The 22,669-nt window shown below is 41.8% G+C and carries 17 protein-coding genes; 2 read left to right on the forward strand and 15 right to left on the reverse strand.

The window, feature by feature from the left end:
* Positions 1 to 18: 18 nt before the first annotated feature.
* The 6 genes from fbp to B050_RS0120230 form a co-directional block, all read right to left on the reverse strand.
* A complete protein-coding gene (fbp, locus tag B050_RS0120190; protein ID WP_018475773.1) occupies positions 19 to 1,032 on the reverse strand; it encodes a class 1 fructose-bisphosphatase in 1,014 nt (337 codons plus the stop codon).
* Between the two features lie 5 nt (positions 1,033 to 1,037).
* Positions 1,038 to 3,686 (reverse strand): pyruvate, phosphate dikinase, encoded by a 2,649-nt coding sequence (ppdK, locus tag B050_RS0120195; RefSeq protein WP_018475774.1) that lies wholly within the window; start codon positions 3,684 to 3,686, stop codon positions 1,038 to 1,040.
* Positions 3,679 to 4,506 (reverse strand): pyruvate, water dikinase regulatory protein, encoded by an 828-nt coding sequence (locus B050_RS0120200; RefSeq protein WP_018475775.1) that lies wholly within the window; start codon positions 4,504 to 4,506, stop codon positions 3,679 to 3,681. Before B050_RS0120200 ends, ppdK begins: the two co-directional genes overlap by 8 nt.
* A gap of 463 nt (positions 4,507 to 4,969) precedes the next feature.
* Positions 4,970 to 6,754 carry an alpha-L-fucosidase gene (locus tag B050_RS0120210; RefSeq protein ID WP_018475777.1) on the reverse strand — a complete coding sequence of 595 codons (1,785 nt, stop codon included), beginning with the start codon at positions 6,752 to 6,754 and terminating at the stop codon, positions 4,970 to 4,972.
* Between the two features lie 152 nt (positions 6,755 to 6,906).
* The gene (locus tag B050_RS22735; RefSeq protein ID WP_018475778.1) at positions 6,907 to 7,458 is read right to left on the reverse strand and encodes an RNA polymerase sigma-70 factor; all 552 of its coding nucleotides are present in this window, start codon (positions 7,456 to 7,458) and stop codon (positions 6,907 to 6,909) included.
* A 1,154-nt stretch (positions 7,459 to 8,612) separates the two neighbouring features.
* Complete coding sequence (locus B050_RS0120230) at positions 8,613 to 9,173, reverse strand: helix-turn-helix domain-containing protein (protein ID WP_018475781.1); 561 nt, start codon at positions 9,171 to 9,173, stop codon at positions 8,613 to 8,615.
* Positions 9,174 to 9,597: 424 nt separating this feature from the next.
* Here B050_RS0120230 and B050_RS0120235 point away from each other — a divergent pair, with 424 nt between their 5' ends.
* Together B050_RS0120235 and B050_RS0120240 are read left to right on the forward strand one after the other, a co-directional pair.
* A complete protein-coding gene (locus B050_RS0120235; protein WP_018475782.1) occupies positions 9,598 to 9,816 on the forward strand; it encodes a hypothetical protein in 219 nt (72 codons plus the stop codon).
* Positions 9,817 to 9,991: 175 nt separating this feature from the next.
* On the forward strand, positions 9,992 to 10,900 hold the full coding sequence (locus B050_RS0120240; RefSeq protein WP_018475783.1) for an SAM-dependent methyltransferase: 909 nt from the start codon (positions 9,992 to 9,994) through the stop codon (positions 10,898 to 10,900).
* Positions 10,901 to 10,964: 64 nt separating this feature from the next.
* Here the strand turns inward: B050_RS0120240 and B050_RS22740 are convergent, their stop codons facing one another.
* From B050_RS22740 to B050_RS0120290, 9 genes are all read right to left on the reverse strand, one after another.
* Entirely contained in the window at positions 10,965 to 11,957 is a 993-nt protein-coding gene (locus B050_RS22740) for a GTP pyrophosphokinase (protein ID WP_157492920.1), read from the reverse strand.
* A gap of 146 nt (positions 11,958 to 12,103) precedes the next feature.
* The gene (locus B050_RS0120250; protein WP_018475785.1) at positions 12,104 to 12,382 is read right to left on the reverse strand and encodes a hypothetical protein; all 279 of its coding nucleotides are present in this window, start codon (positions 12,380 to 12,382) and stop codon (positions 12,104 to 12,106) included.
* A gap of 948 nt (positions 12,383 to 13,330) precedes the next feature.
* Positions 13,331 to 15,097, reverse strand: coding sequence for an ATP-dependent nuclease (locus B050_RS0120255; protein ID WP_018475786.1), 1,767 nt, complete (start codon positions 15,095 to 15,097; stop codon positions 13,331 to 13,333).
* Positions 15,098 to 16,177 (reverse strand): HpaII family restriction endonuclease, encoded by a 1,080-nt coding sequence (locus B050_RS0120260; RefSeq protein ID WP_018475787.1) that lies wholly within the window; start codon positions 16,175 to 16,177, stop codon positions 15,098 to 15,100.
* Entirely contained in the window at positions 16,161 to 17,441 is a 1,281-nt protein-coding gene (locus B050_RS0120265; protein ID WP_018475788.1) for a DNA cytosine methyltransferase, read from the reverse strand. The genes B050_RS0120260 and B050_RS0120265 overlap by 17 nt, the downstream gene beginning before the upstream one ends.
* A gap of 984 nt (positions 17,442 to 18,425) precedes the next feature.
* Positions 18,426 to 18,590 carry a hypothetical protein gene (locus tag B050_RS23520; protein ID WP_018475790.1) on the reverse strand — a complete coding sequence of 55 codons (165 nt, stop codon included), beginning with the start codon at positions 18,588 to 18,590 and terminating at the stop codon, positions 18,426 to 18,428.
* Complete coding sequence (locus B050_RS0120280) at positions 18,587 to 19,366, reverse strand: hypothetical protein (protein WP_026236047.1); 780 nt, start codon at positions 19,364 to 19,366, stop codon at positions 18,587 to 18,589. The genes B050_RS23520 and B050_RS0120280 overlap by 4 nt, the downstream gene beginning before the upstream one ends.
* 282 nt (positions 19,367 to 19,648) lie before the next feature.
* Positions 19,649 to 21,559, reverse strand: a complete 1,911-nt coding sequence (locus B050_RS0120285) for an FAD-dependent oxidoreductase (RefSeq protein ID WP_083923312.1) — start codon at positions 21,557 to 21,559, stop codon at positions 19,649 to 19,651.
* 6 nt (positions 21,560 to 21,565) lie between these two features.
* A complete protein-coding gene (locus B050_RS0120290) occupies positions 21,566 to 22,624 on the reverse strand; it encodes a hypothetical protein (protein WP_018475793.1) in 1,059 nt (352 codons plus the stop codon).
* Between the last annotated feature and the right edge of the window lie 45 nt (positions 22,625 to 22,669).

Here is a 22,669-nt window from a genome sequence, read left to right on the forward strand (position 1 = left end):
TTTTTAATCCCAAAAAGATCAGGTAGAGAACCCTAGAAGATCCTTTATCATATTGGAGGAGCCCGTAAAGAAGGGGACGCGCTGATGGTGCCATTCCGGCTGGATTCGTAGGATGGGTTGCGAGCCATCAATGGAGCTCCCGGATGCTTGCTCAGCAATCATCGCAAGAGCATTACACTCATACAAAAGACGGAGTTTTCCATCTTGATACTGCTCGCTGGAGGGATACAGATAGATCCCTCCTTTGAGCAAATTCCTATGAAAATCACACACCAATGAACCCACATATCGGGTATTCAAATTATCCTTTTTGCAGGAGGACAAATAGGTCTTCACCTGATCAGGAAAGGATTCCCGTTGGTTTTCATTAATCGAATAATAATCCCCACTTTCTGGCTGAGTGATCTTGGGATGAGAGAGAAAATACTCCCCAAGGGAAGGTTCATAAGTAAAGCCATTTACCCCGTCCCCAGTGGTATAGACCAGCATGGTGGATGCACCATAAAGAATATAGCCAGCGGCCACCTGGGCAGTGCCTGCCTGGAGAAAATCCTCCATGGTAAAGGCCTCGCCTGGCTTAGAAATCCGCCGGTAAACCGAGAAAATCGTTCCCACAGAAATATTCACATCTATATTAGAGGATCCATCCAAAGGGTCAATAATAACAATATATTTGGCCTCCGGATGTCCCGTATCAATGATCCCCTCACGCTCCTCAGAGAGAATGGCACATACCTGCTCCCCTTTGATCAGGGCGCTGGTAAACCTGACATCGGCGATGACATCCAGCATCCGCTGCTTTTCTCCATGAAAATTCTCCTCCTCCGTCATTCCATCTATGCCGCTGAGGCCCGCTCTATTGATCTCCCGACTGATGATCTTTGAGGCCAAAACGATATCCCTGAGCAACTGGCTCAATTCTCCCTTCGCTGTTGGATGCTCGGTCTGGCGCTGCCCAATAAAGCGGTCAATGGTGGTCCCCACCGGATAGGAAAAGGACTGGATGCTGGCATTTGACTTATGAACGAACATCCGATTTATTCTTTGGTAAACACTGCATTGGCTTGACTTTCCGCTTGGAGGGCTCCGGCTTGCCCTGCTGCAAAGCGGGCTTTGGGAATCCTAAAAGGGGAACAGGAAGCATAGTCCAGGCCAAGGGTATTTATGAATCTCAGCGACTCAGTATCTCCCGCCTGTTCTCCGCAGATCCCGATTTTTAAACTAGCATTTCCCTGCTTTCCTTTTTCTATGGCCATGCGCATCAGCGCTCCCACACCCTCCTGATCTAATTTCTGGAAAGGGTCATAGTCCAAAATCCCTTTTTCTCTGTACCTCCTAATGAATACCCCTGCATCATCCCGACTAAAGCCCATGGTCATCTGTGTCAGATCATTGGTACCAAAGGAGAAATAATCGGCATATTCTGCAATCTTATCTGCCACCACGCAGGCACGGGGCACTTCTATCATGGTGCCGATTTTCACATGCCCCAATTCCTGATCTGGATCCAGCTCCGCCACGAGTCGTTCTACCAGAGTTCTGAGCTTTGCCAGCTCCAGTTCATTGCCCACCAGGGGAATCATGATCTCCGGTGTTGGCACAAATCCCTCTTCTCTTTTAGCTTCCAAAGCGGCATTTATGATGGCTTTGGTTTGCATCTCGTAGATTTCCGGATAAGTCAAACCCAGCCGGCAGCCTCTCAATCCCATCATTGGGTTGACCTCATGAAGATCCTCCACCACTTTTTCTATTTGCTCAAAGGCCATACCTAAGGCTTTAGCCATTTCCTGGATTTCTTCTTTGCCCTTAGGCAAAAACTCATGCAATGGAGGGTCGAGCAGCCTGATATTCACGGGATAGGTTTCCATTATTTTGAATATGGCCTTGAAATCATCCTTCTGATAAGGATACAGCTTCTCTAGCGCGATCTTGCGTCCTTTCTCGGTGTCGGCCATGATCATCTCTCGCATATCAGTGATCCTATTGCCCTCAAAAAACATATGCTCCGTACGGCAAAGACCAATGCCTTTAGCTCCAAAACCCTTGGCTCTACTGGCATCAAACGGAGTATCTGCATTGGCCATAATGGTCAGCTTACTGAACTCATCGGACCAAGCCATCAGCTGGATAAAATCCTCGCTGATGCTGGAGGAAGTGGTTTCCATCTGTCCCAAATACACCTTCCCCGTTCTTCCATCCAGGGAAATAAAATCCCCTTCTTTCAGTTCGAGGTCGCCGATTCTCATTATTCGATTTTCTTCCTCTATCTCCAAGTCTATGCATCCAGAGATGCAGCATTTGCCCATTCCTCTAGCGACCACGGCGGCATGGCTGGTCATCCCGCCTCTGGCGGTCAGGACGCCATTGGAGGAGATCATTCCGCTGATATCTTCGGGGGAGGTTTCCATTCGGACCAGGATCACCTGCTTGCCTTCCTCCCGGGCTTTTTCGGCTGATTTCGCATCAAAAAACAATTGTCCTGTGGCCGCACCAGGGCTCGCAGGAAGGCCAATGGTCAGCTCCTTGGCGGCCGCCAGCTTTTCCTTATCAAACTCCGGATGCAATAATTGATCAATTTGATTGGCATCAAAATTCTTGATCGCATCGACCTTTTTGATTATGCCGGCATTCACAAAGTCCACGGCAATCTTCACCGCTGCCGCAGCCGATCGCTTTCCATTACGGGTTTGCAAAAGGTAAAACTTGCCATTTTCGATCGTAAACTCTATGTCCTGCATATCTGAATAGTGGTTTTCGAGCAATTGGGCAGAGTCCACCAGCTCATCATATACCGCAGGATTCTGCTCTTGAAGGCTTTGGATAGGCTTAGGCGTACGAATCCCTGCCACCACATCTTCCCCCTGAGCATTCATAAGGTATTCGCCATACAGGACATTTTCACCTGTGGAAGGGTTACGAGTGAAGAGCACCCCTGTGCCGGAAGCATCACTTAGGTTCCCAAAGACCATCATCTGCACATTTACTGCGGTGCCGAGCTTATCAGAAATGCTATTGATCCGGCGATATATTTTTGCTCTTTCATTATTCCAAGACCTGAATACCGCCTCGATGGCCGCATACATTTGTTCCTTTGGCGACTGCTCAAATTGTCTTCCTGTCTCCCTTAACACCAGCCTTTTATACTCCTGAATGATGGCGTGTAAATGATCCACAGACAGCTCCTGATCCGACTGGAGCCCATCTCTTTCTTTGGTGTCCACCAATATGGATTCGAAATGATACATGGGGATCTCCAATACCACATTGCTATACATCTGGATAAAACGTCTATAACAGTCCAGCGAAAACCGCATGGACCCTGTACGCTCGCCCAGGTCTTTGACATTTTCGTCATTCAGGCCAAGGTTTAAGATCGTATCCATCATGCCTGGCATGGAGATGACCGAGCCAGACCGTACAGATACGAGCAGGCAGGGAGAGCCGCCAAATGACTTCTCCACCTGTAGCTCCAGCTGGCTGACAGCCTCATCGATCTGGCTTCTTATCGCAGAGTTGATGGCATTATCGTCCTTGAAGTATTGATTGCAAGCCTCAGTGGTGATGGTGAATCCCGCAGGAACAGAGAGCCCAATATTCGTCATCTCCGCCAGGTTTGCGCCCTTCCCGCCCAGGGTTTTCTTCATGGACTTATTGCCTTCGGCAAAATTGTAAACGTACTTATTCATAACTTCTTATGGTTTGGTTAGTGGTTAGTTTCATGATGATTTCGGCAGTTTCCTCCACCGCCTTATTGGATACGTCAATGATGGGACAGCCGAGTTTCTTCATCAGACTATCGGCAAGCTCCAGCTCTTCGAGTATCTGATGCATATCAGCATAGGCCGAGTCCCCAGCCACGCCCATATTCGTATTGCGCTCAGTCCTTATTTGACTTAGCCGATCGGGGTGAATGGTGAGGCCTATTATTTTTTTGGGAGAAATCTTGAATATATGCGCAGGAATGCTGTGGACAGAAACCAGCGGAATATTGACCACCAGGTAGTTGTGGTAGGCCAGGTAAATACTCAGGGGCGTCTTGGAGGTCCTGGACACTCCGATCAATACTATATCAGCCTTCTGGAGGGAAGCCAGACTCCTGCCATCATCATTATTGATGGCAAATTCGATGGCATTTATCTTCTCAAAATACTTCTCGTCCAGCTGCCAGGAATAACTCGGCTGGTACACCGGAGGCATTTTTAGCACATTCCCCAGGGCCTTCACCATGGGAGCCAATACATCGAGAAACTGCACTCTGTATTTCAGGCCATTCATAATAAAAGCATCCCTGACCTCTATCAGAGAGGTGTTGAACACCACGATGGAGGGCTGATTGTCTTTGGCTTCAAGCACCGTCTCCAGGGCTTTGGCAGCACTCATCACATTGGGGATCTTCACTACCTCATACTCTCGCTCAGTAAACCGTGAAGCCGCTAATTTTACAAGTGACTCCAAGCCCAAAAAGCTCATAGAATCGGAAGCGATATATATGGTGTACTTCGACATTCATAAGAAATTTATAACCCTTTTCCTTTATTAAATATCGTATTAAAAAAATAGAATATCTACTTATAATTTTCCATTTTCACATAAATTATTTGCTTTTCACCAGACCTATCCTTGCCATATTGCAAACAAACAACCAGTCCCCGTCAATATTTCACCAATATCCAAAAACCAATGAAAATTTTGTTTGTTTAAAAACACCATAAATCTATCGCTCTCATTATCAATACCTGAGGATTCTGGCTCCTATAGTAGTTGATATCTTTATTTGGTTTAGCGAAGATCTCGCTAAAACAGCTTTTCAGGATCTTTGTACAAAATGATTCCCCTAGGCCTTGCACTTTTGAGGAGCTTTGATTGGTATTATTTACCAATCATGCCTTCCGTCTTTATGACTAAATGTTCAGGCTAAAATTAGTACCTCACCCCTATCGCATTAGTTGGAAAATCAAATCAAAATAAATCATTCTAATTTATCAAAGGGAGTCAATCTCATTTCCTTAAGGCTAGCAGATTCTCTGTCCCCATCGATTAGGGATACGGTGAGCGTATGCTTTCCTGCCTGGTCAAATTTCAATAAGCCCATTTCAAAATAAGCATATACCTCGGAGGAGTTTTGCTGATTTTGGACCAAATCACCTTCTTCATTCTCAATACGCCATACCAATCTGCCAGTTCCGGCATAGTTGAGATCCACCTGGTAATACCCGGGCTTCATCAGGTCCACTTCCCAGCTCACCTTTGCTTGATCCTTCCATTCATGAGCCTGCGTGATATGCTTCCATTCACCAAACTTCTCCATCCATCTTTTTTCCTCGATGGCACAGTTTTCAGCTTTTGCAAAATCCACTAATAACTCAGTAGCATACACAGGATCCACGAAAGAACCCTGCTTCACGGCTAGTTCACCATCCAGAACCAGCTCCACCACCGAGATCATAGCCTCAGGACGGGTAGCCGGCAGCTTAATTCTTGCCCAACTGCCATTTGAGCTAGTTTCTAATCTCAGCAGCTCCCCTTCCACCCATAAGCCAGCCGAATGAATGGTATTCTGCATTCCCGGCAGATAAATCTCTCCGTCCTCCGGCCAATCATAAATGCATAAGTTCAGTTTGCCCTCATTCACCGTAACATCTCCCCAAGGTAGGGCACGGCCCCAAGGAGAAGGATCTGCGGCATAGATTACTTGTGGATATCTGCTGATCCATTCCCCACCAGCCCGCAGGGAAAGCTGTGCTTCCTCGGGGATGGTACCATCCGGCTTAGGACCCACATTCAGCATATATGTCCCTCCTCTAGCCACCGTGGAGATGGTGGACTTCAGTATTCTTTTGGCACTTTTCCAGTTTTCATCGTACCAGGCATAGCCCCAGGAATCGTTGGTAACATCCACCGTCTCCCACAGACCACCCACATTCTGCACCGGGATATTCATGTCCCCAAGTGAGAGGTAATCCCCAAGATTATGCCCTGCACGCCCAGAAATCATAGCATTGGGTTGATTTTCACGCACGACAGCCACCAGTTCTTCCACATACTTCTTCTCCATACTTCCCGGGGTATCAAACCACACCATGGCAATCTCCCCATATTGACTGGTGATTTCCTTGACTTGTGGAAGGCACTTTTCTCTGAAATAATAATCAAATCCTACTTCTTTACCTTCACTATTGACTTTGGGGCCGCCATTTCCTCCAGGGAAAGTCCAATCCTGATTATGGGAATAATAAAAGCCAAAGCCCAAGCCCAAGTCATTACAGGCCTGCGCAAGTTCTTTCATGGGATCCCGGCCAAAAGGGCTAGCCTTTACGATATTAAAATCATTGACCTTGGAATCGTACATTGCAAAGCCATCATGATGCTTGCTCGTCACCACAATATACTTCATGCCTGCGTCCTTGGCCAGCTGGGCGATGGCCATAGCGTCAAAATTTACGGGATCAAAATTCCCAGCCTCCGCCATATACTCCTTAGCGGGTATATTGGCTCGACGAGGGTTCATGATCCACTCACTAATGCCATAATAGGTCCGCCCCTTCCACTCATTTCCAATTTCGGAATAAAGCCCCCAATGGATGAACATGGAATAATTACTATCATCAAATAGCTCGGCTCTCTGTCCTATATCACTCCGTTTGATCATCTTTTGGTCCCCCCACATTTCTTCCATCCCTTCGGATTTTTGGGCCATTAGAAGCGTAGAACTGAGCAGGAATAATAATAGAATGATGCTGATGTGAAGTTTCATAGGGTTATTGATTAATTGATTAATAGAAATAGTGATTTTCTCAAAATCTGTGTTGTAGGCTTCGCAATAGATGGATCTCAAGCGATTATCTTCCTGCGATCCATCTATTCATAGGACACTCAAGTCTGTACAAAGGGTGACAATAAGCCGATTTATAAGAGGAAATTAAGGTTTAAGGATTCTTGCAGAGAAATACGGAGCTTTCCTTTGGCGCGAAGTAGCTGTGTCTTTACGGTATTCTCAGAGACTTCCAGCTCCTGAGCGATATCACGAATGGACTTTTCGCTTAGGTATTTGAGTCTAAAGATCTCCGCCATCTTTGGCGGCAGAGCCTGGATGGTGGCTTCTATCTGACTGAGAATCTCCGAATCACCAAAATCCACATTGGAGTCATTGAGGCAGGCTTCCAGGTATAAAAGGTTATGCTTATCTCTGATCTTAAGGTTTCGAATATAATTCAAACACCTGTTTTTCACTGCCTTATAGAGATAGGATTTGAGAGAACTGTCTATGGTCAGAAACTCTGCTTTTTCCCATACATGTAAAAAAATGTTTTGGACGATGTCCTCACAGACTTTTTCGTCAAAGACAATGCCCTCCGCAAATCGGATTAAGCCAGAATAGTAGTCATGAAATACCGCTTCAAAAACAGCCTTATTTCGGTTTTGAATCTCTCTTAACAGTATTTTATCTTCGATATTCATACAGGAGAATGACAATAATTCTTACTAATTATATTTCTTAATACAGCAGAGTTGGAGCAAGCGACTTAGGAAAAACGTAGGCCTAAGGAATTCAAAATTTGAAATTCACTATGGTAAACTAACCAGAAATATCTCTAGTCCAAACTTTTGAAGCTAGATTTTGGCCTTTCAGGAAATACATCTAAAAAATTCTTCATTAGCAACCAATATATGTACTAAATTACTGCAATAATTAACATTTTAAAATAAATTAATCCCAATCCATTTATGAGAATTCCACTGACTTCCCTACTACTTTCCATGCATTCCACCTCCACAAAGAGGCTGGAAATATAAATAAAATGGAGATTCACGGTGCCAATGTTTAGGCCAAAAAACCCTACCTATCCCTGCCTGATATTCTTACCGCCACAAGTGGTTAATCGATAAATGATAAGAAAGGGGTTAAGGGAGAATAAGGGATTGAGAAAAAATGCTGAGGTGGACTAAGAAAATCAATCAAAAGCGACTCCAGCGTTTTCAGCAAGGCGCTAATTGCAATTCTATAGGGGCATAAAAAAAACTCAGCCCAATCAAATTACCTTAACCTGAAATTAGCGAGAGAAAAAGCTAAATCCACTGGGTAATTTAAAATGGGCCAAGTCCTGATAGATTCGTATTGGAAATAAATAGCGAGTCTCAAAAAGGCAGTAATCAACAGCCAAATCCACTAAATACAGGCTGGTAAAACGTATTTGCTGCCTTTAGAATCACAGCTACAAAAAACCGTGAAGTATAAATCCCCTTAAATGGCTAGTTCCATTCAGTAGGGGTTCTAATCACGATCATTTTTTTCTTTTCTCTTGGCTTCCTTTGCAGCCCGTTTTTCTTTAAGGTTCTTTGCCGGCAGCTTCTTATCTGACTTGGCTTTTCCATCCTTTTCCTTAGACATTTTTTCTGACTTTAGTAGGTAAATTTATTATAAAGAAATCTACCTAAATCCCCCCGCCCATCACTTACATCAATATTATTAAACTTACACAATTCACAGGTCAAGGGCTTGGCATTTTTTCCCGCGACCAGGGAGAAATGTCCTTACGCTATAGCAATAGGATGGTTTATGAGCGGATTCTGTTTATATGGATCCTAGGTGCTGAAAATTCGAATTTTGGTGATTAGATATTTTCAAGATTTTCATCCCTTTTGCGTTTCAGTTTTTTATAAAATGAAGGCGTCAATCCTGTCACCTTCTTAAACTGATTGGACAAATGGGCGGCGCTGCTATAGTGGAGTTTATAGGATATTTCCGACAGCGTCAGCTCATCATAAAGCAGAAGTTCCTTAATACGTTCCACCTTATGGAGGATAATATACTGCTGGATAGTAATCCCTTTTACCTCCGAAAAAGTGTTGGCCAAATAGGTATAATCATAGCCCAGCTTTTCGCTTATATACTCCGAGTAATTGGTCTTAGGCAGCTCCTCCTGATAGTGAATCATCTCAATGATGAGATTTTTAATTTTTTCGATGAGAATACTCTTTTTATCTTCCAGCAGCTCCAGCCCTGACTTCTGCAGGTTCTGTCCCAAAAGTAATCGATCTTCATTGCTTATTTCCTGCAAGATATCCACATACCCCAATTCAACCCCATAATGCTGAATCCCCATTTTATTCAGTTCTTCCGTCACCACCATCTTACACCTTAGGCTGACCATATATTTTATATATAGCTTCATATTTTTAGTAAATGCATTCTTTATTAAACCCTAAATCAATCGACAAATACACCATCCAATTCCACTACTTTTTAGTGGAGGGACTTTCTCAAAACGCCAATCATTGAATCTCGCCAGCTCCTTACCCGCAAAGCTCTTCCTCGGTTTAGGCTCTCATTTGGCTGAAATCCACTCCTAAAACCATTGAATATAGAAGCTAAACCCGCTGAGCGGAGGAGTATCCATCGGATGGATCGCTTTTATTTTTAGCGGAATAAATCTCATCTGGCAGTATTCTGACACTCTTATACAAGGTAGGCTAAAAATCAATGCCAGCTACAGAAAGCCGAAAAACTATATGGGATATATGTAACTATTTATCAAGTATTTGCAATATTGTTCTATCTATTTTTTTTAACCTTTATACCTATTCACAAAAAATGAAATGATCAAAGACTTTAAGCAAAACAGTTATAATCCTGGCGATTTGGTGTATGCAAGTGCCAATCCCACCTTAAAACTAATAATCAGGAGGTATATAGATACCATATATTATTGCAAAACACCTGATTTTCCAGACCGAAAGGAGTTGGTGTATTTCGAAAGGGAATTTGTCCCTAATCCTGAACTTATCGAGAAGAATAACAAGAACCGAACAGTATAAATTCCGCTAACCATTTTTCGGAGCTAAAGGTAAGATACCGGTTAAAAAACTTACTCCTAATGAGGGCCTGCTTAGAATCGCTAATTTAACGTTTGAATCAAATACAAATGGATTTTAAGCAAGCCCTTTTATTTCTTACACATAATAAATAATACCAAAAACCCATTTTTCTGTTATGGCAAATGCAAAAGACCTCAATTTCACCTATTCTACCATAGATGAAATTTTTCGATTGAGTTTAGGTGAAACTGGCGATTACAGTGGCGCCAAATATGATGGAGATTTTTCCATGAGTCTAGAAGAAGCCCAGGCTGCCAAACATAAATTCATCGCCGACAGCCTAAACATCCGAAAGGGATCTAAAGTCCTCGACATGTGCTGCGGCTGGGGTCCATTCTCAAGGTATATCACCGATGAGCGTGGAGCCATAAGTACGGGACTGACCCTCTCCTCCGCTCAGGCTGCCGCCTGCCAGCGAAATGGTCTCAACGTCTTGGTAAAAGATTGCAAAACCGTCCTCCCTGAAGATTATGGTAAATTCGACGCAATCGTCTGCATCGGAGGACTGGAGCACTTCTGCTCTGTGGAGGAATGGAAAAATGGCAATCAAGAAACAATCTATCAGAATTTTTTCCAGTCTATTGCTGACCTATTGGAGCCAGGAGGCAGGGCTTATATCCAAACGATGGTTTTTAGCAAAAATATGATTGACTATGAACTTCTGGATCTCAAAGCACCCAAAGGATCCGCAGAAAATGTCATGGCCTTAATGGTGGCGCAGTTTCCCGGATCTTGGCTTCCCTATGGAGATGAGATGGTCATTCGGAATGCCAGCCCTTATTTTAAGCTCATCTCAAAAAGTAGCGGAAGGCTGGATTATATCGAGACGATCAGCCAGTGGCGCCAGCGATTCAGGAAGTTCCATCCTAAAAAATACTGGCTATACCTCCGATTATTTTTATCGAATATCAATGACAAAGATTTTAAATATCAGATCGAGGTATTTAAGACCAGCCCCAATAAAATCTGTTTTGAAAAAGAGATTATGGATCATTTTCGGCTAGTTTTTGAAAAGACACCTTAAAATAAACCTTTTACCAAGGCTCTAAAAAGGCCCTTTCCTCCTAACGGGAAGGGCTAAAAGTGCCTTATGGCCGAAGGCCTGTTTCCAGCAGTTGGATAATCTCCAGCTGATCGGCACTGAGTATCTTCTCAAAGTCCCCCACCTGTGATAGGTGTAGGCAAAACTTGATGGCCATATATGGGCTAAAACTTAGCATGGTAAGCTTTTCTAATTGCTGTACTTTGATCAGGTTTTTATCCAAAGCCTCAAACAGCTCTCCTTCGGTAAAATCATCTTTCATCTCTAAGATCTCCTGGACGAAACTATCGACTTCTTCCTCCACAAAATTATACTCAGGAAAATGCTTCAGGGCCACGAACAAAAACCTAAAGACATCCAAGGCTTGGGCGGTTTCTATCTTCCCTCCCTTCTTCAGCCTCTTGTTGATCTTTAGTTCTTCCTGAATGATCCCCTTCTGAATACTCAAAAATTCATCATCGGCAATTTCAAATAAGGCTGAGAGCCGATTGATTCTGCGTTTTAGATGCTGAGGAATGCTTTTCTTATATTTGATTTTATGATCCAAAATACTCCAGGCATCCTGAATCACCGTACGCACCTGTAGCTCTATCGTAACACCCTTAAAAATATCTGCCCCTGGCACCTCTTTAAGACCATTTTTTAGCAATAGCTGCAGATGGAGACTTTTATAACCAAACTTATCATCGGTCTTTTCTAATTGCCCCGTCTTATCAGATATATCCGTTTCTTTGAAGAACTTCTTAAGGTTTCGGCGGATTTCATACACCTCGTCCGAATAAAAACAGACCGCCCTTATTCCTATGATATCGGTGATATATTCCTGAATTCCATTGTCTATTTCCTGAGGCTCAATCATCGGAAGGTACTTCCTCCTAAACTTGGCAAGGCACTCCTCATAACTTTTCACCCTGCCCCGGACCATCTCCACTTTGGGAATGCCAGAGATAAGCTCACAAAAAAATTGGCGGGCAGCTTCATGATGAACCAATCGATCCTTATACCAATTTTCAAACTCCTCTACCTTTTTATTTGCCAAACTCATCGCTTAGCTCCATTTTCTAAATACTTCACTCAATTACAATTAATTATTACTTAAACAATAGTACCAAATCTACGCAATAACTAAGTACAGTACTTGGATTCTGCCTGCTATTATCTAAAAAACAGCCTTATTCAATCCCCTTATAGGTCCATATGAGTGAAGACTTTTTGCTTGCCAATGGAGAAGTATTTTCGGTCAAATTGATTTTTCACTATATAGACCTTATTGTCAAATACATGCTCGTACCTACTTTCACTTACCACCACAAAGTCCAAACTCCTGCGCTGATCCTCCTTGATGATCGTATCGTAAATTATTATGTCAATCTCCTGATCATTCACATAATACTTCTTTTCGGTAAACCGCTGATCCAAATTCTCATTATAGATATATCTTATTATTTCTTGAAACCTCTTCATCTCCAACCCTTTTAAAATTATAATTTACTCCTATCCAAAAACTGCTTTGGTTCCTATAGCCGCATATGAGCCATTTCACTCAAATTTCCCCTTCACCTCAGCACCTCTTTATCTGCACCCCAGCCTGCGATCAGCCCTCCTTCCACCTATCTTCTCCCAATACAATAGCATTCCTAAGGCAATATGAATCGTGGAGGTTTATCCTCTAAGTATCCTGTAAGTGCTGTCATGGCCCTAATGGCGAAGCGAGGCGATATCAAACACAAGTGGCCTGAGCTATTCTCAATAAAAAGGTCAGAGGCAAATCTACCCTTACCTATTGCATATAAGCCCAATACCTTATAAGGTAAGGAATATATATCTATCAATCTTACATAAATGCGATGATAACTTATAGAAACCCTTGAATATACTCAGGGACGGGAAGATCCTGAAATCACAAAAAAAAAATCTCAAACACAGACCTTGGGATGCACTATCATGCTATTTATGGGGAAGCCTACATTTATGGGAGAAGCCTACAATGTCAATTGAATCGGTTGAAAGAAAAATAACATCGTTAAATTTATTTTCGTTAATTATTGAGTCGAATTTTGAAGTCAATTTCGCGTAGTTTTCCATTTTTCCTTGTCCATTTCTTTGGCAAGAAGTTAAAAGGATTAAAGTCAAAATTATTAAACTGATTTTCATTAATTGTACTGTGTTTTCAAATGACGCCCAACGGTCTCGGGTATGAAACGAAGGGCATTTCGGAGCTGCATACCTGTCCACCGAGACAAAGCTTGCTAAGAACCGAAAACCTGGGGAAACCACTGTCCGCCTTATGTTTTTATACCCATTATTAGGCTTTCGCGTTTTTTTTATTTTTCGTCAAAGCGTTGACAAAGACATATTCTTTTGCAATTTTGGATTGAGCGCTGTTATGTGCGGATTGCAAATGTGTATGGGTTATAACGAAGCATGTTGTCGAATTGAGTTTAATGCTTCTTCTATAAACGAAAGATTATTATCGCCTTTATTAATCCAGTTAATAATGAACTCAATCTGTAATGTTTCTAAATGCTTTCTGTCACCATATAAAGCTTCACACAAGTTTATGAAGTAATCTTTGGCATCACCATTCTTTATATTTTCATCGAGATTAGTTTCTTTTTTTTGAAAAGATTTTAGTTTTTCATTTGCCTTATCATCATCCCAAATAATTTCTTCAGGTATATTTTCAGGCAGATAAAAAACTCTCTCTTCGTAATATTTAAAATACTTTTTGAGAAGTTCTATTTTTTGGGGTTCATTGTCATTATTACCTCCATCAACATAGAAGTCTATTGAGCAATTTGTTTGAGTTTTTAATAGTGTTTTTAATTTAATTGAAGTGTCAATTTCATTATTTGGTAGTAAGGATAAATCAACATGATGTTCAATTTTTTTTTGGTCACCGTCAAATATTATGTACGGTAACCTTTCAAAATCTAAAAGTGTTGCGATTCGTTGTTTTAAGCTATCGGCACCCCCTGGAAGGTATTTTAGTTCGAAAGAATTCTTTATATCCTCACCCATTTTTGCCAACACTCTTTCAATGATGTTATATGCCAAACTGTCCTCCATTAATATTTGAGTCTTATCATGAGAAATATCTATTTCCAACTCATAGAGCGCTTCCTTTGGTTCTCTTTTGTTTTCTACATGAAACATTCCAATATTATTAGTAGAAAATACCTTTATTGAGTTAGAAGGCATTTTTTCAAGAAAAAATGGAGAGTGAGTCGAAATAATTATTTGAAGATGTTTCTTCTTACATTGCTCAATTAAATAGCTCATTAAGCGTATTTGAGATCCTGGGTGTAATGATGTCTCAGGTTCATCCAATAATACCAGGCTGTTTTTTGGACAAGAGTGAATCTTATGAATTAATACAATAATTGCCGTCTCACCGCTGCCTGCAAATGCCTCGGAATATTGTAAAACAGGAGATGAAAAACGGACAGAAAACCCCCAGTTTTTTAAAAATTTATGGTCTAAAATTTCTATTTCATTGTATTTCTTTCCAAGTACATATGAAATTGAGTCAATCTCACTTATTGTCAATTTTACAACGGGTTTATTTTTTATAGTCCGAAAATGTTTGATTTCTTTACCTGTGTCAAAGGCCTCTTTGATACGACTGGAGTATCTTCTTACATAATCTTGTTTTGAATTTATTGAAGAACTTGAGTGGAAAGGCATGAAGTACATGAAGCTATCAAAAGCGCTTAATTCAGATCGAAAGTCAATATATTCAACGTTTCTTTCAATCGGTGAAAATCTCGTAGAAGTGTCCATATTATACTTCTTGACGGGCCTTGAAGGCTCCCAATAATCAAGTTTGTTTTTTCGTTGCGCTCTTTGTTTTAAAACTTCAATAATCTCTCCATCTTCTTTATATCCGTATATGAAGCAATTTCTATTATTTTTCAATTCATTAATAGGGTCAATAGCTGTTGAAAACCAAAAATCGGAAAGACTATGATTTAATGGGCATCCATAGAGAGCCTGTAGAGTAGAGCTTTTACCTCCTCCATTTTTCCCAACAAAAAAAGAAATAGGATAATCAAAATTGATTAATGTGTTAGGCTCAAGGTTTCTAAATAAAGGGAATCTAATATATTCAATGTGTTTTTTAAACACATTACTATCTTTCATTGATTTTAATTTCTCTACTTCTTTAAGTGAAACCATTTATTTTAAGAATCTTATTTGCAGATTGAGTTTGAAGAACAACTCTTCATTTTCTGAGTAAACTTTGCCAAAGTCATGTCTTGTGCTACTTGCAGTTTCGAGTTTGGTATTTCCTATCAAATAGTCTTCAAACTCGTTTCTGTTGTAAATGTGGTAGCAAAGTATTTCACCATCGTCCTTTACAATTAGATAACCACCAGTAGCATCTAATTCTCCTGTCCAAACTTTGGAAGGCATCATCCCAAGAGCAATATCCGTTAAAAACTTTTTGATTTTATAGGTATAAAATGGGTGATTCGACTCACTATCAAAATTGAGTGGATTCAATGCTGTTACCGAATCAAGTAAATCAACAGTCTTGGAATTGGAAGAGCTATAAAACTGATAAACGATTTGTGAGATTATCGAAGGCAGAAGTGAGTCTATTAAAGTCAGGTTATTTCCAAAAACTGAACTTTCAGTTCTCATAAACTCTATACCATCTGAGTTTTCTCTGATTCGCTCAAGCCGATCTTTGATTTTACTTCTAGAATCAATTGAGTTGATTTCTGAGATTTGGCTTTCAGAAAGGTTTGGGCTTTTAATTCTATAGATAAAGTTGGTGGTTTTTCCTGCGTTTAACAGAGTCGAAGCACCACCTAATTGTGATTTTATACTAAATCCCAATTCAGGAGTTGTACCCGTTCGTTGGTCATGAATTACAACTCTAATGTCACTTTTAACACTTGACCTTGCTTTGAGAGAAACACAACTGAATGAGTTGATATAGTTCTCAATCTCAGGAATACTGAATGTTGAAGAAGTTGTTTCTTTTAGTTTTGATAGTAGGAAAGCAGCTTTTTCACGAAAATCATTTATGGAAATTCTGAATTCTTCCTCATTTCCTGTTATGACAACCAAATCAGAATCATAGCTATATTGATAAGTGCCTTTCGATTCGTCTCTGAGAACTTTGATAATTGGGAAAATGAGGTTCTCGATTTTATTTAAATTGCTGTCTCCTGCAAATAAATTTCTGTCCGCTATGATTTTGAGGATAGTGTAAATCTCACTCCATTCACCTTTATTTCCTGTTAACATATTCCAATATTCTATTTACAATTTTCTCTGCTGTTGCCTGAATAACTGGAACAGCAACTGAATTACCAAATTGCTTATAAGCAGAAGCATCTGCAACTGGAATTATGTAATTGTCAGGAAACCCTTGAAGCCTTGCCCATTCTCTTGGAGTCATCTTCCTTATTCCTTTTCTGTTCACTTCACCTTTGATATGGGTTATAGGAGTAAAGTCCTCAAGTCGGTCGTCATAAACCAGATTGCGTTCTCTGCCCATTCCGCCACAAACTACAGCGTTTGCTGTTCCATCATCAGGAATGATTTCATAGCCAAAACCATTGCCCTTGCTTGCATGTCTCTCTTTGTGTTTAACTAGAGTGTTTAGATAGGTGTCCGATAGGTAGTATTTTACAGAAACCGTATTCTTTTCTTTAACATCTTCAAAAGACACTCGTTGCTTTGGTGGTTTTGGATATTCAAATTCTTCTATCCCCAAGTCACTTCTAAATCCAACTATGAAAATTCTTTCACGATTTTGTGGAACGCCAAAATCTCTTGCGTTTAAAACCTTTGGTTCAGGGACAAAATATCCTAAGTCTTCTCGAAGGACGTTTAAGATCGTCTTTAAGGTTTTTCCTTTGTCATGGTTTCTTAACCCTTTGACATTTTCAAGAAATATTGCTTTTGGTCTTTTCCGCTTAATGATTTCTGCCACATCAAAGAACAGTGTTCCTCTAGTGTCTTCAAAACCACCTCGTCTTCCTGCAATTGAGAATGCCTGACATGGAAAACCTGCACACAAAACATCAAAATTGTCAGGAATAAATTTTTTAGTTTCCTCTTTGGTTATGTCCCCAAATGGTACTTCACCAAAGTTAGCCTGATAAGTTTTCTTTGCTTGCTCGTCCCATTCGCTGGTATAAACGCATTTTCCACCAAGGTTTTGCATCGCAAGCCTAAAACCTCCAATTCCTGCGAATAAGTCAATGAATTTGAACTTTGGTTTGGCTGGAGCAGGGAAGGGGATTTCTTTTTGGAAGTCAAAAATCATGTATTGTAAAGCTTCTTCAGCTGCTTTACTAGTAATTGTGTCTTCGGGGTATTTGTATTCTAAGGCTCGTTTAATATGGGTTAATGCTTCTTTTTTATAAAAGGCTGAAACTCCATTTTCGTGATTGTGCAAGTAGTGAGTTAACGCAGCATTACCGTGTTCCGAAGCCTCAATCATTCTGATTTTGAATGCTTTTCCATTCACTTCCTCCACTGTAATCTTTTCCTTTAATTTCATATATCTACTTATCCTAATTTAATCTTGCAATATACCAAAATTAAGACTTTTTTCCTTGGGTCTGTCAGTCGAATTACTCACAATTTTATTCAGTCAGCGCGTTGGCAAAAAAGCAATGTGTGCGATAGCACTCTTTTCTTGTGTGTCGGCACTTTTACATGAAGCCCAACACTTCTGGTTACAGCACTCCCACTACCCTATTGCGTCTATATTACGATTGTCCTCTGGGTGCTGGGGTTCTGCTGTGACTAAATTAAGAATTTCGTCGATCCCGTCAAGCGGACTTTGTATGTTTTTGTTGTGAGGTAAGCAACTTGCGACCACTTGATGAGAGTCGAGCATTTTTGATTAGTTCTATGATCATTTTGTTCCTAGTTTAGGCAACAAAATCAGTTCAGTTATTTAAGCAGTTAGGAACAGTTTTAGGGTTGATCAAACCTGCTATATGCTCTAGCAATCTTAATTTTTCAGCTGGCTTTTTATTTTACCATTTTATTAAAATAAAAAAAATTAGTTCTCGTATCATGAGAATAATCCCAGAACCTATCAGCATATAAATCATAATTCTAAATTGGAAATCTATACACCAAAAATCCTCTTTTTGTTGACTCCTCTTTTGATTCCTAAATAAAAGAGTCCCGACAACAATCAATAGTAAGCTAATAGCAAAAACCATTTCCTATTTTATTAGAAAAATAATAAAGTTCCTAATATAAAAGCAAAAAGCCTGGCAATATGCGGGCTTTTGCATTGATTACATCTTAATACCTTCCTCCGTAGTCCTGTAAATTAAGATTCAGATCACCCAGAACTTCCTAATTATTGTTTTTATAGCGCTAAGCGGTGGGAATTATTCTCCGGCTAATATTAAAACTCATCCCAGATGGATAATAATCATCCTTCTGCCCCATCAGGCTTTTCTCATGAATTCTGGCAACGGCATCCGCTCACTTCACTCATTCCACTTTACTCTTTATGCTATTTTTACCTACCTAGCATAAAATAGGGGTCGGTGTTTTCCGCTGAAATATCCCAGATACTTTCACCATTAAACCAAGCTTCCTTTTGGCGTACTCCGTTTTCCCAATACCGAAAATTCGCTTTTTGGCGATAGTCAGCATGGACTCGATCAGGGAATAGCAGTTTCATTTAAAGGAGAATACCAGTTTCACCTGAGTGGTGGCAATGGGGATATCTACGTTTCCGTATTCTATACTCTCGGTTTCATACTTCATGCTGACCGTTTGCTTAAAATAGTCCACCGCTAAGCCAATCGCCTTTCTCCGCAGGGTGACACCAAAACTAGGATATATTGACGGTTCGGAGGCCGAATCCAGAGGATTATCACCACCCACCATCGTAATATAATCGGTATCCCCTTCATAATAGTCCACGAGCATCGCATGCATGCCTATTCCTACCTGAGCTCTAAGGTCAATAACCAAGGCTTCCACGGCTTTTATGGAAATTACCGGCCCCAACTTAGAGGAAATGCTGAAATAATGAAAAGCCTCTTTGCTGATGGGGATTTGCTGCCTATGTGCGGCATAGGCGGTCCAGTCGAGTTCAGCGTAATTTGCCGAAATTATGGTCCAGTCCAAACCATATTTAATGATTCCCGAGCTCTTTTTGTTAAAATAGTAATTGCGTCCCAGCTCAAACACGTATCCGGTGCTTGCACCGAATTGTCCATTTTCGAGGTTTTGGATAGGTGATTGGGAAAAATTCATTTCATTTTCTGGAAATTGACTGATTCCTACTCGGATATAGCCTTTCCTGAAGACATTTTCCTTCTTAGGAGCGTTTGCAATAGGGATTTCCTGAGCCTGAACGGGGAAAGCTGCTACTATCCCTAAAAGAATGCCAAATGCAGTGATCAAGGGCCCTTTTATGGAGATTGACCAAGGAGTGAAGTTTGTTTTCATGATCATAAATAATTAATGGTTGTACATTGTTTTTGAACTACCATTAATGATTATGCCTCAGGCAACGTAACCTATATCATCACTATTTTTTTTGCAATGCCTATTTTCTCACTTAGTTAAATATCCCAGCATCTATCTCCTCATTCGTTCAAAGCCTCCATTTTGGGCACTTCCGCCACCACTTGTCCCTATTAGTTCTTGCTAAAAAATCAAAATGGCAAGGTGGGGGAAGTGAGCTTCCTTTTCCTTGCCATTTTTAGATGTTAATATCTGTACAAGTTATTAGCTATAACAGCGAACTTCAAAGACTCTCGCTAAGGGGTCACCATGGGTTTTTAGAATGGTTACTTTTATTTTGTCCACGATCTCGGAAGGAAATTCATTGGTAACTTTTCTATAATAATTCCCTCCATATAGCTTGGTAAACAGCTTGGTCCCTGCCAGGTAGCCTTCCACCTTATAGTCTGAGACCGTTTCTGGCTGCGGTCCTCTTACTTGTCCTTCCATGACCACCTTCTGACCCGATATCCGGAGGTATCGCTGCAAGCCGGTATCAAAGGTAAGTTCCATCTTGCTGAGCTGCACGGGACTGGTCCATGCGAGCTCCAGCCAGGGCTGGCCCTTCGACATTTCAGCCTGCCACTGATGAGAATTACCATCTTGTACGTCCCTATTTACCCCATCGATTAGATTGGCACCTGGTCCAGCACTGGTCTCATGGGAGACCATGACCTTGGCCTGCCTAGCATAATCTTTATTATCAGTATTATTCACCTGCAGCAGGGCCTGATCCTGTCTCAGCAATAGCTGCTGTAAGTCCTGAATATGGGTTCCTTTAGTCATAGCTTGAGCACTGAGCTTATGCTGCAAGGCAAAGGCCATGGCAGTACCTATCGCCTGCCCCAAGGCTGCACAGGTGGCCATCACCCGGGTGGAAGATAGGGCCACATGAGACACACTTATATTCCTGCCAGCCATCCAGAGGTTGTGAATATTTTTACTGTACAGGGTTCTCAAAGGGATATTATAAGGTGCCTTAATATGTACCGCCCGATTAGGCTTGATGGAGGTATCATCCATGCCCTCAGCGGGGTGATCATCCAGCGGCCAACCTCCATAGGCTACCCTATCGTCAAATTTCTTGGAGCTCTGAATATCATTTTGAGTCATGACATAATCTCCCAGCAGTCGGCGGCTTTCGCGCTTTCCAGGCACCATTCCCACCCAGGTCAATGCCCAGTTGGCTGATTCAGGATAATTACCAGAGTTCTTTATATAATCCCATACGCCAAATAGCACCGCTAATAATTCATGCCTTAGCTCCCGGCCATCATTAATGATATCATATTCACCAGCTAGCTCGAGCCACCAATAGCCATATTCCAGGGAATGGATATATCGGTACTCGAAATCCTTAAAGGTGTATTTTCGCGCCCAGGAAGGAGGGGTATAAGGCATAGGCTCATCAAATTGGTCTGCCATAAACAATAGGCTATTGCCCATCCCCACCTTATCTGCCACCTCTTGTCCGAGGGATTCATTATAGGTGGATTTGGCCTCTCTTCCACGCATATACTCTGCGCCTACCAAAGCGCCGAGGGTACCATCTCCGGTGCAGTCGGCAAACTGTCTCCCACGGATAGTGAGTATTTCCTCCGTTTGGGAGCTGAAGGTGGTCACTTGGCTAATGATCTTATCCTCCGCTTCCGCGTCAAATAGCATGGTGTCCAGAAGTAAGGTGATATTGGGCTCCGAAATCACCTTATTATAAAGTGTGAAATCCCAAAGTGGATAGGCCGTTTGGGGATTGGTCACCGCATCATCCAACATTAGTTCTTCTAATATACCAGTCTCGCGCCAGCCTGATTCCAGCACACTGGCACCGGATACGTGCATCCTTATCTCACTACTGGCATTTCCTCCCAATCGAGAACGGTCATGGATAAGCACCACCTTTGCGCCATTTCTGGCTCCTGCGATGGCTGCACAGATTCCTGCCATCCCCGCTCCTACCACCACCAGGTCCACCTCGAGTGTGGCCCTTTTATAAATATCCATCTTCTCAGGAGCAGCTTGACGCTGCTGCCAGTGGTCTCCTGTGATATAACTTCCTTCAGGGCTAAATAAAAATGCACCAGAACTCATCCCCAATGTCTTAAGGAAATCCCTACGTTTATTGTCTTTTTTCTTCATTACTTATCAAAGATTTATCTCCAATTCTTCCATTATTTTATAATCATCAAACTGCCACTCCTGCTGCCTACGACTCAAATAAGTCTTCAGCCGCTCTTTGAGCGCAGCGCTCATCCCCTTTTTATGCTGACTGAGTATCGCATATATTTCTTTCCGGTCCTGACTCCCATTCCCCTCCAAAAGGGCGCTAATTTCTTCAAGGGAGGCGGTGCTGAGCGGCACCGTTAGCATCTTTGCATAAAAGGCATTTCTCAGCGGAGTCTTCAGGGAATCAAATTCCTCCACGACTTTTGCCACCGCAGCTTCCTGACTCCAAAACTCCACTCCTAGCGCTTGCATGGCTTGGATGGCCAGGTAATCATTCTCGCCAAAAATGAGGGAGAATAGCTGCCAATCTACCGATGCTGTGTGAGTTTCCTGTTCAGCCAAAATATGCCGTATATAAAACTCATTTCCTGATTTTAACATCGCCAATCGGAGCGATTCGTCCATAATCCCGGCGGTATAATGTAGCATGGCTTGCTTCACCCCGCCATTTACGACATTCCACAGGGCATAGCAGGTGTACACCGCCCCGCTGACCACCTCCGTCTCGAAGGTCTTGCTGGTGGCTCCCGTCATCCCATCCACCTCCTTGGAATAGACCATGCGACTCGTATCTATCAAATCGGTCATGGCATAATCCTGCAAGATGGACTCCGTATTTCCTATGATCCCCTTTAGCTTTTGATGATCCGCCGCATCCAGGGGGACATGGTCAAACTTCGTCAGGGGAGCATCTTCATATTCCACATAATCCATAAAATTCCCCAACAGATCCCAGCGTACCTCCAGGTCCATTGGGTTACATAAGTTCTCCAGGCAAATGGGCATATGAAATTCCGCCCAATAATACTGGGGAATGCCCTGGTCAGAGACCATCAAATTGACGGATGTCGTATATCCTTCATAAAAAGTATGGTCAAATACCGCCGTAGAAGTCCCTTCTGACTTATGCTTCACGCTAAAAGCCGTCATCCATAAGGTCAGTATTAGTGCATAGATGGGGGTAGATCGCTTTATCATGTCTGTGTAGAGATGCTGGCCAGCGGCCAATTTTACCTGACGCTG

This window comes from Echinicola pacifica DSM 19836, from assembly GCF_000373245.1.
GTDB lineage: Bacteria > Bacteroidota > Bacteroidia > Cytophagales > Cyclobacteriaceae > Echinicola > Echinicola pacifica.

Coding starts and splice junctions, on each gene's coding strand:
- B050_RS0120200 (WP_018475775.1), bottom strand. CDS start 4,506: ATGTCGAAGTACACCATATATATCGCTTCCGATTCTATGAGCTTTTTG.
- B050_RS0120260 (WP_018475787.1), bottom strand. CDS start 16,177: ATGTTAACAGGAAATAAAGGTGAATGGAGTGAGATTTACACTATCCTC.
- fbp (WP_018475773.1), bottom strand. CDS start 1,032: ATGTTCGTTCATAAGTCAAATGCCAGCATCCAGTCCTTTTCCTATCCG.
- B050_RS0120230 (WP_018475781.1), bottom strand. CDS start 9,173: ATGAAGCTATATATAAAATATATGGTCAGCCTAAGGTGTAAGATGGTG.
- B050_RS0120280 (WP_026236047.1), bottom strand. CDS start 19,366: ATGAAAACAAACTTCACTCCTTGGTCAATCTCCATAAAAGGGCCCTTG.
- B050_RS0120240 (WP_018475783.1), top strand. CDS start 9,992: ATGGCAAATGCAAAAGACCTCAATTTCACCTATTCTACCATAGATGAA.
- B050_RS0120235 (WP_018475782.1), top strand. CDS start 9,598: ATGATCAAAGACTTTAAGCAAAACAGTTATAATCCTGGCGATTTGGTG.
- B050_RS0120265 (WP_018475788.1), bottom strand. CDS start 17,441: ATGAAATTAAAGGAAAAGATTACAGTGGAGGAAGTGAATGGAAAAGCA.
- B050_RS0120250 (WP_018475785.1), bottom strand. CDS start 12,382: ATGAAGAGGTTTCAAGAAATAATAAGATATATCTATAATGAGAATTTG.
- B050_RS0120285 (WP_083923312.1), bottom strand. CDS start 21,559: ATGAAGAAAAAAGACAATAAACGTAGGGATTTCCTTAAGACATTGGGG.
- ppdK (WP_018475774.1), bottom strand. CDS start 3,686: ATGAATAAGTACGTTTACAATTTTGCCGAAGGCAATAAGTCCATGAAG.
- B050_RS0120255 (WP_018475786.1), bottom strand. CDS start 15,097: ATGGTTTCACTTAAAGAAGTAGAGAAATTAAAATCAATGAAAGATAGT.
- B050_RS23520 (WP_018475790.1), bottom strand. CDS start 18,590: ATGAAACTGCTATTCCCTGATCGAGTCCATGCTGACTATCGCCAAAAA.
- B050_RS22735 (WP_018475778.1), bottom strand. CDS start 7,458: ATGAATATCGAAGATAAAATACTGTTAAGAGAGATTCAAAACCGAAAT.
- B050_RS0120210 (WP_018475777.1), bottom strand. CDS start 6,754: ATGAAACTTCACATCAGCATCATTCTATTATTATTCCTGCTCAGTTCT.
- B050_RS0120290 (WP_018475793.1), bottom strand. CDS start 22,624: ATGATAAAGCGATCTACCCCCATCTATGCACTAATACTGACCTTATGG.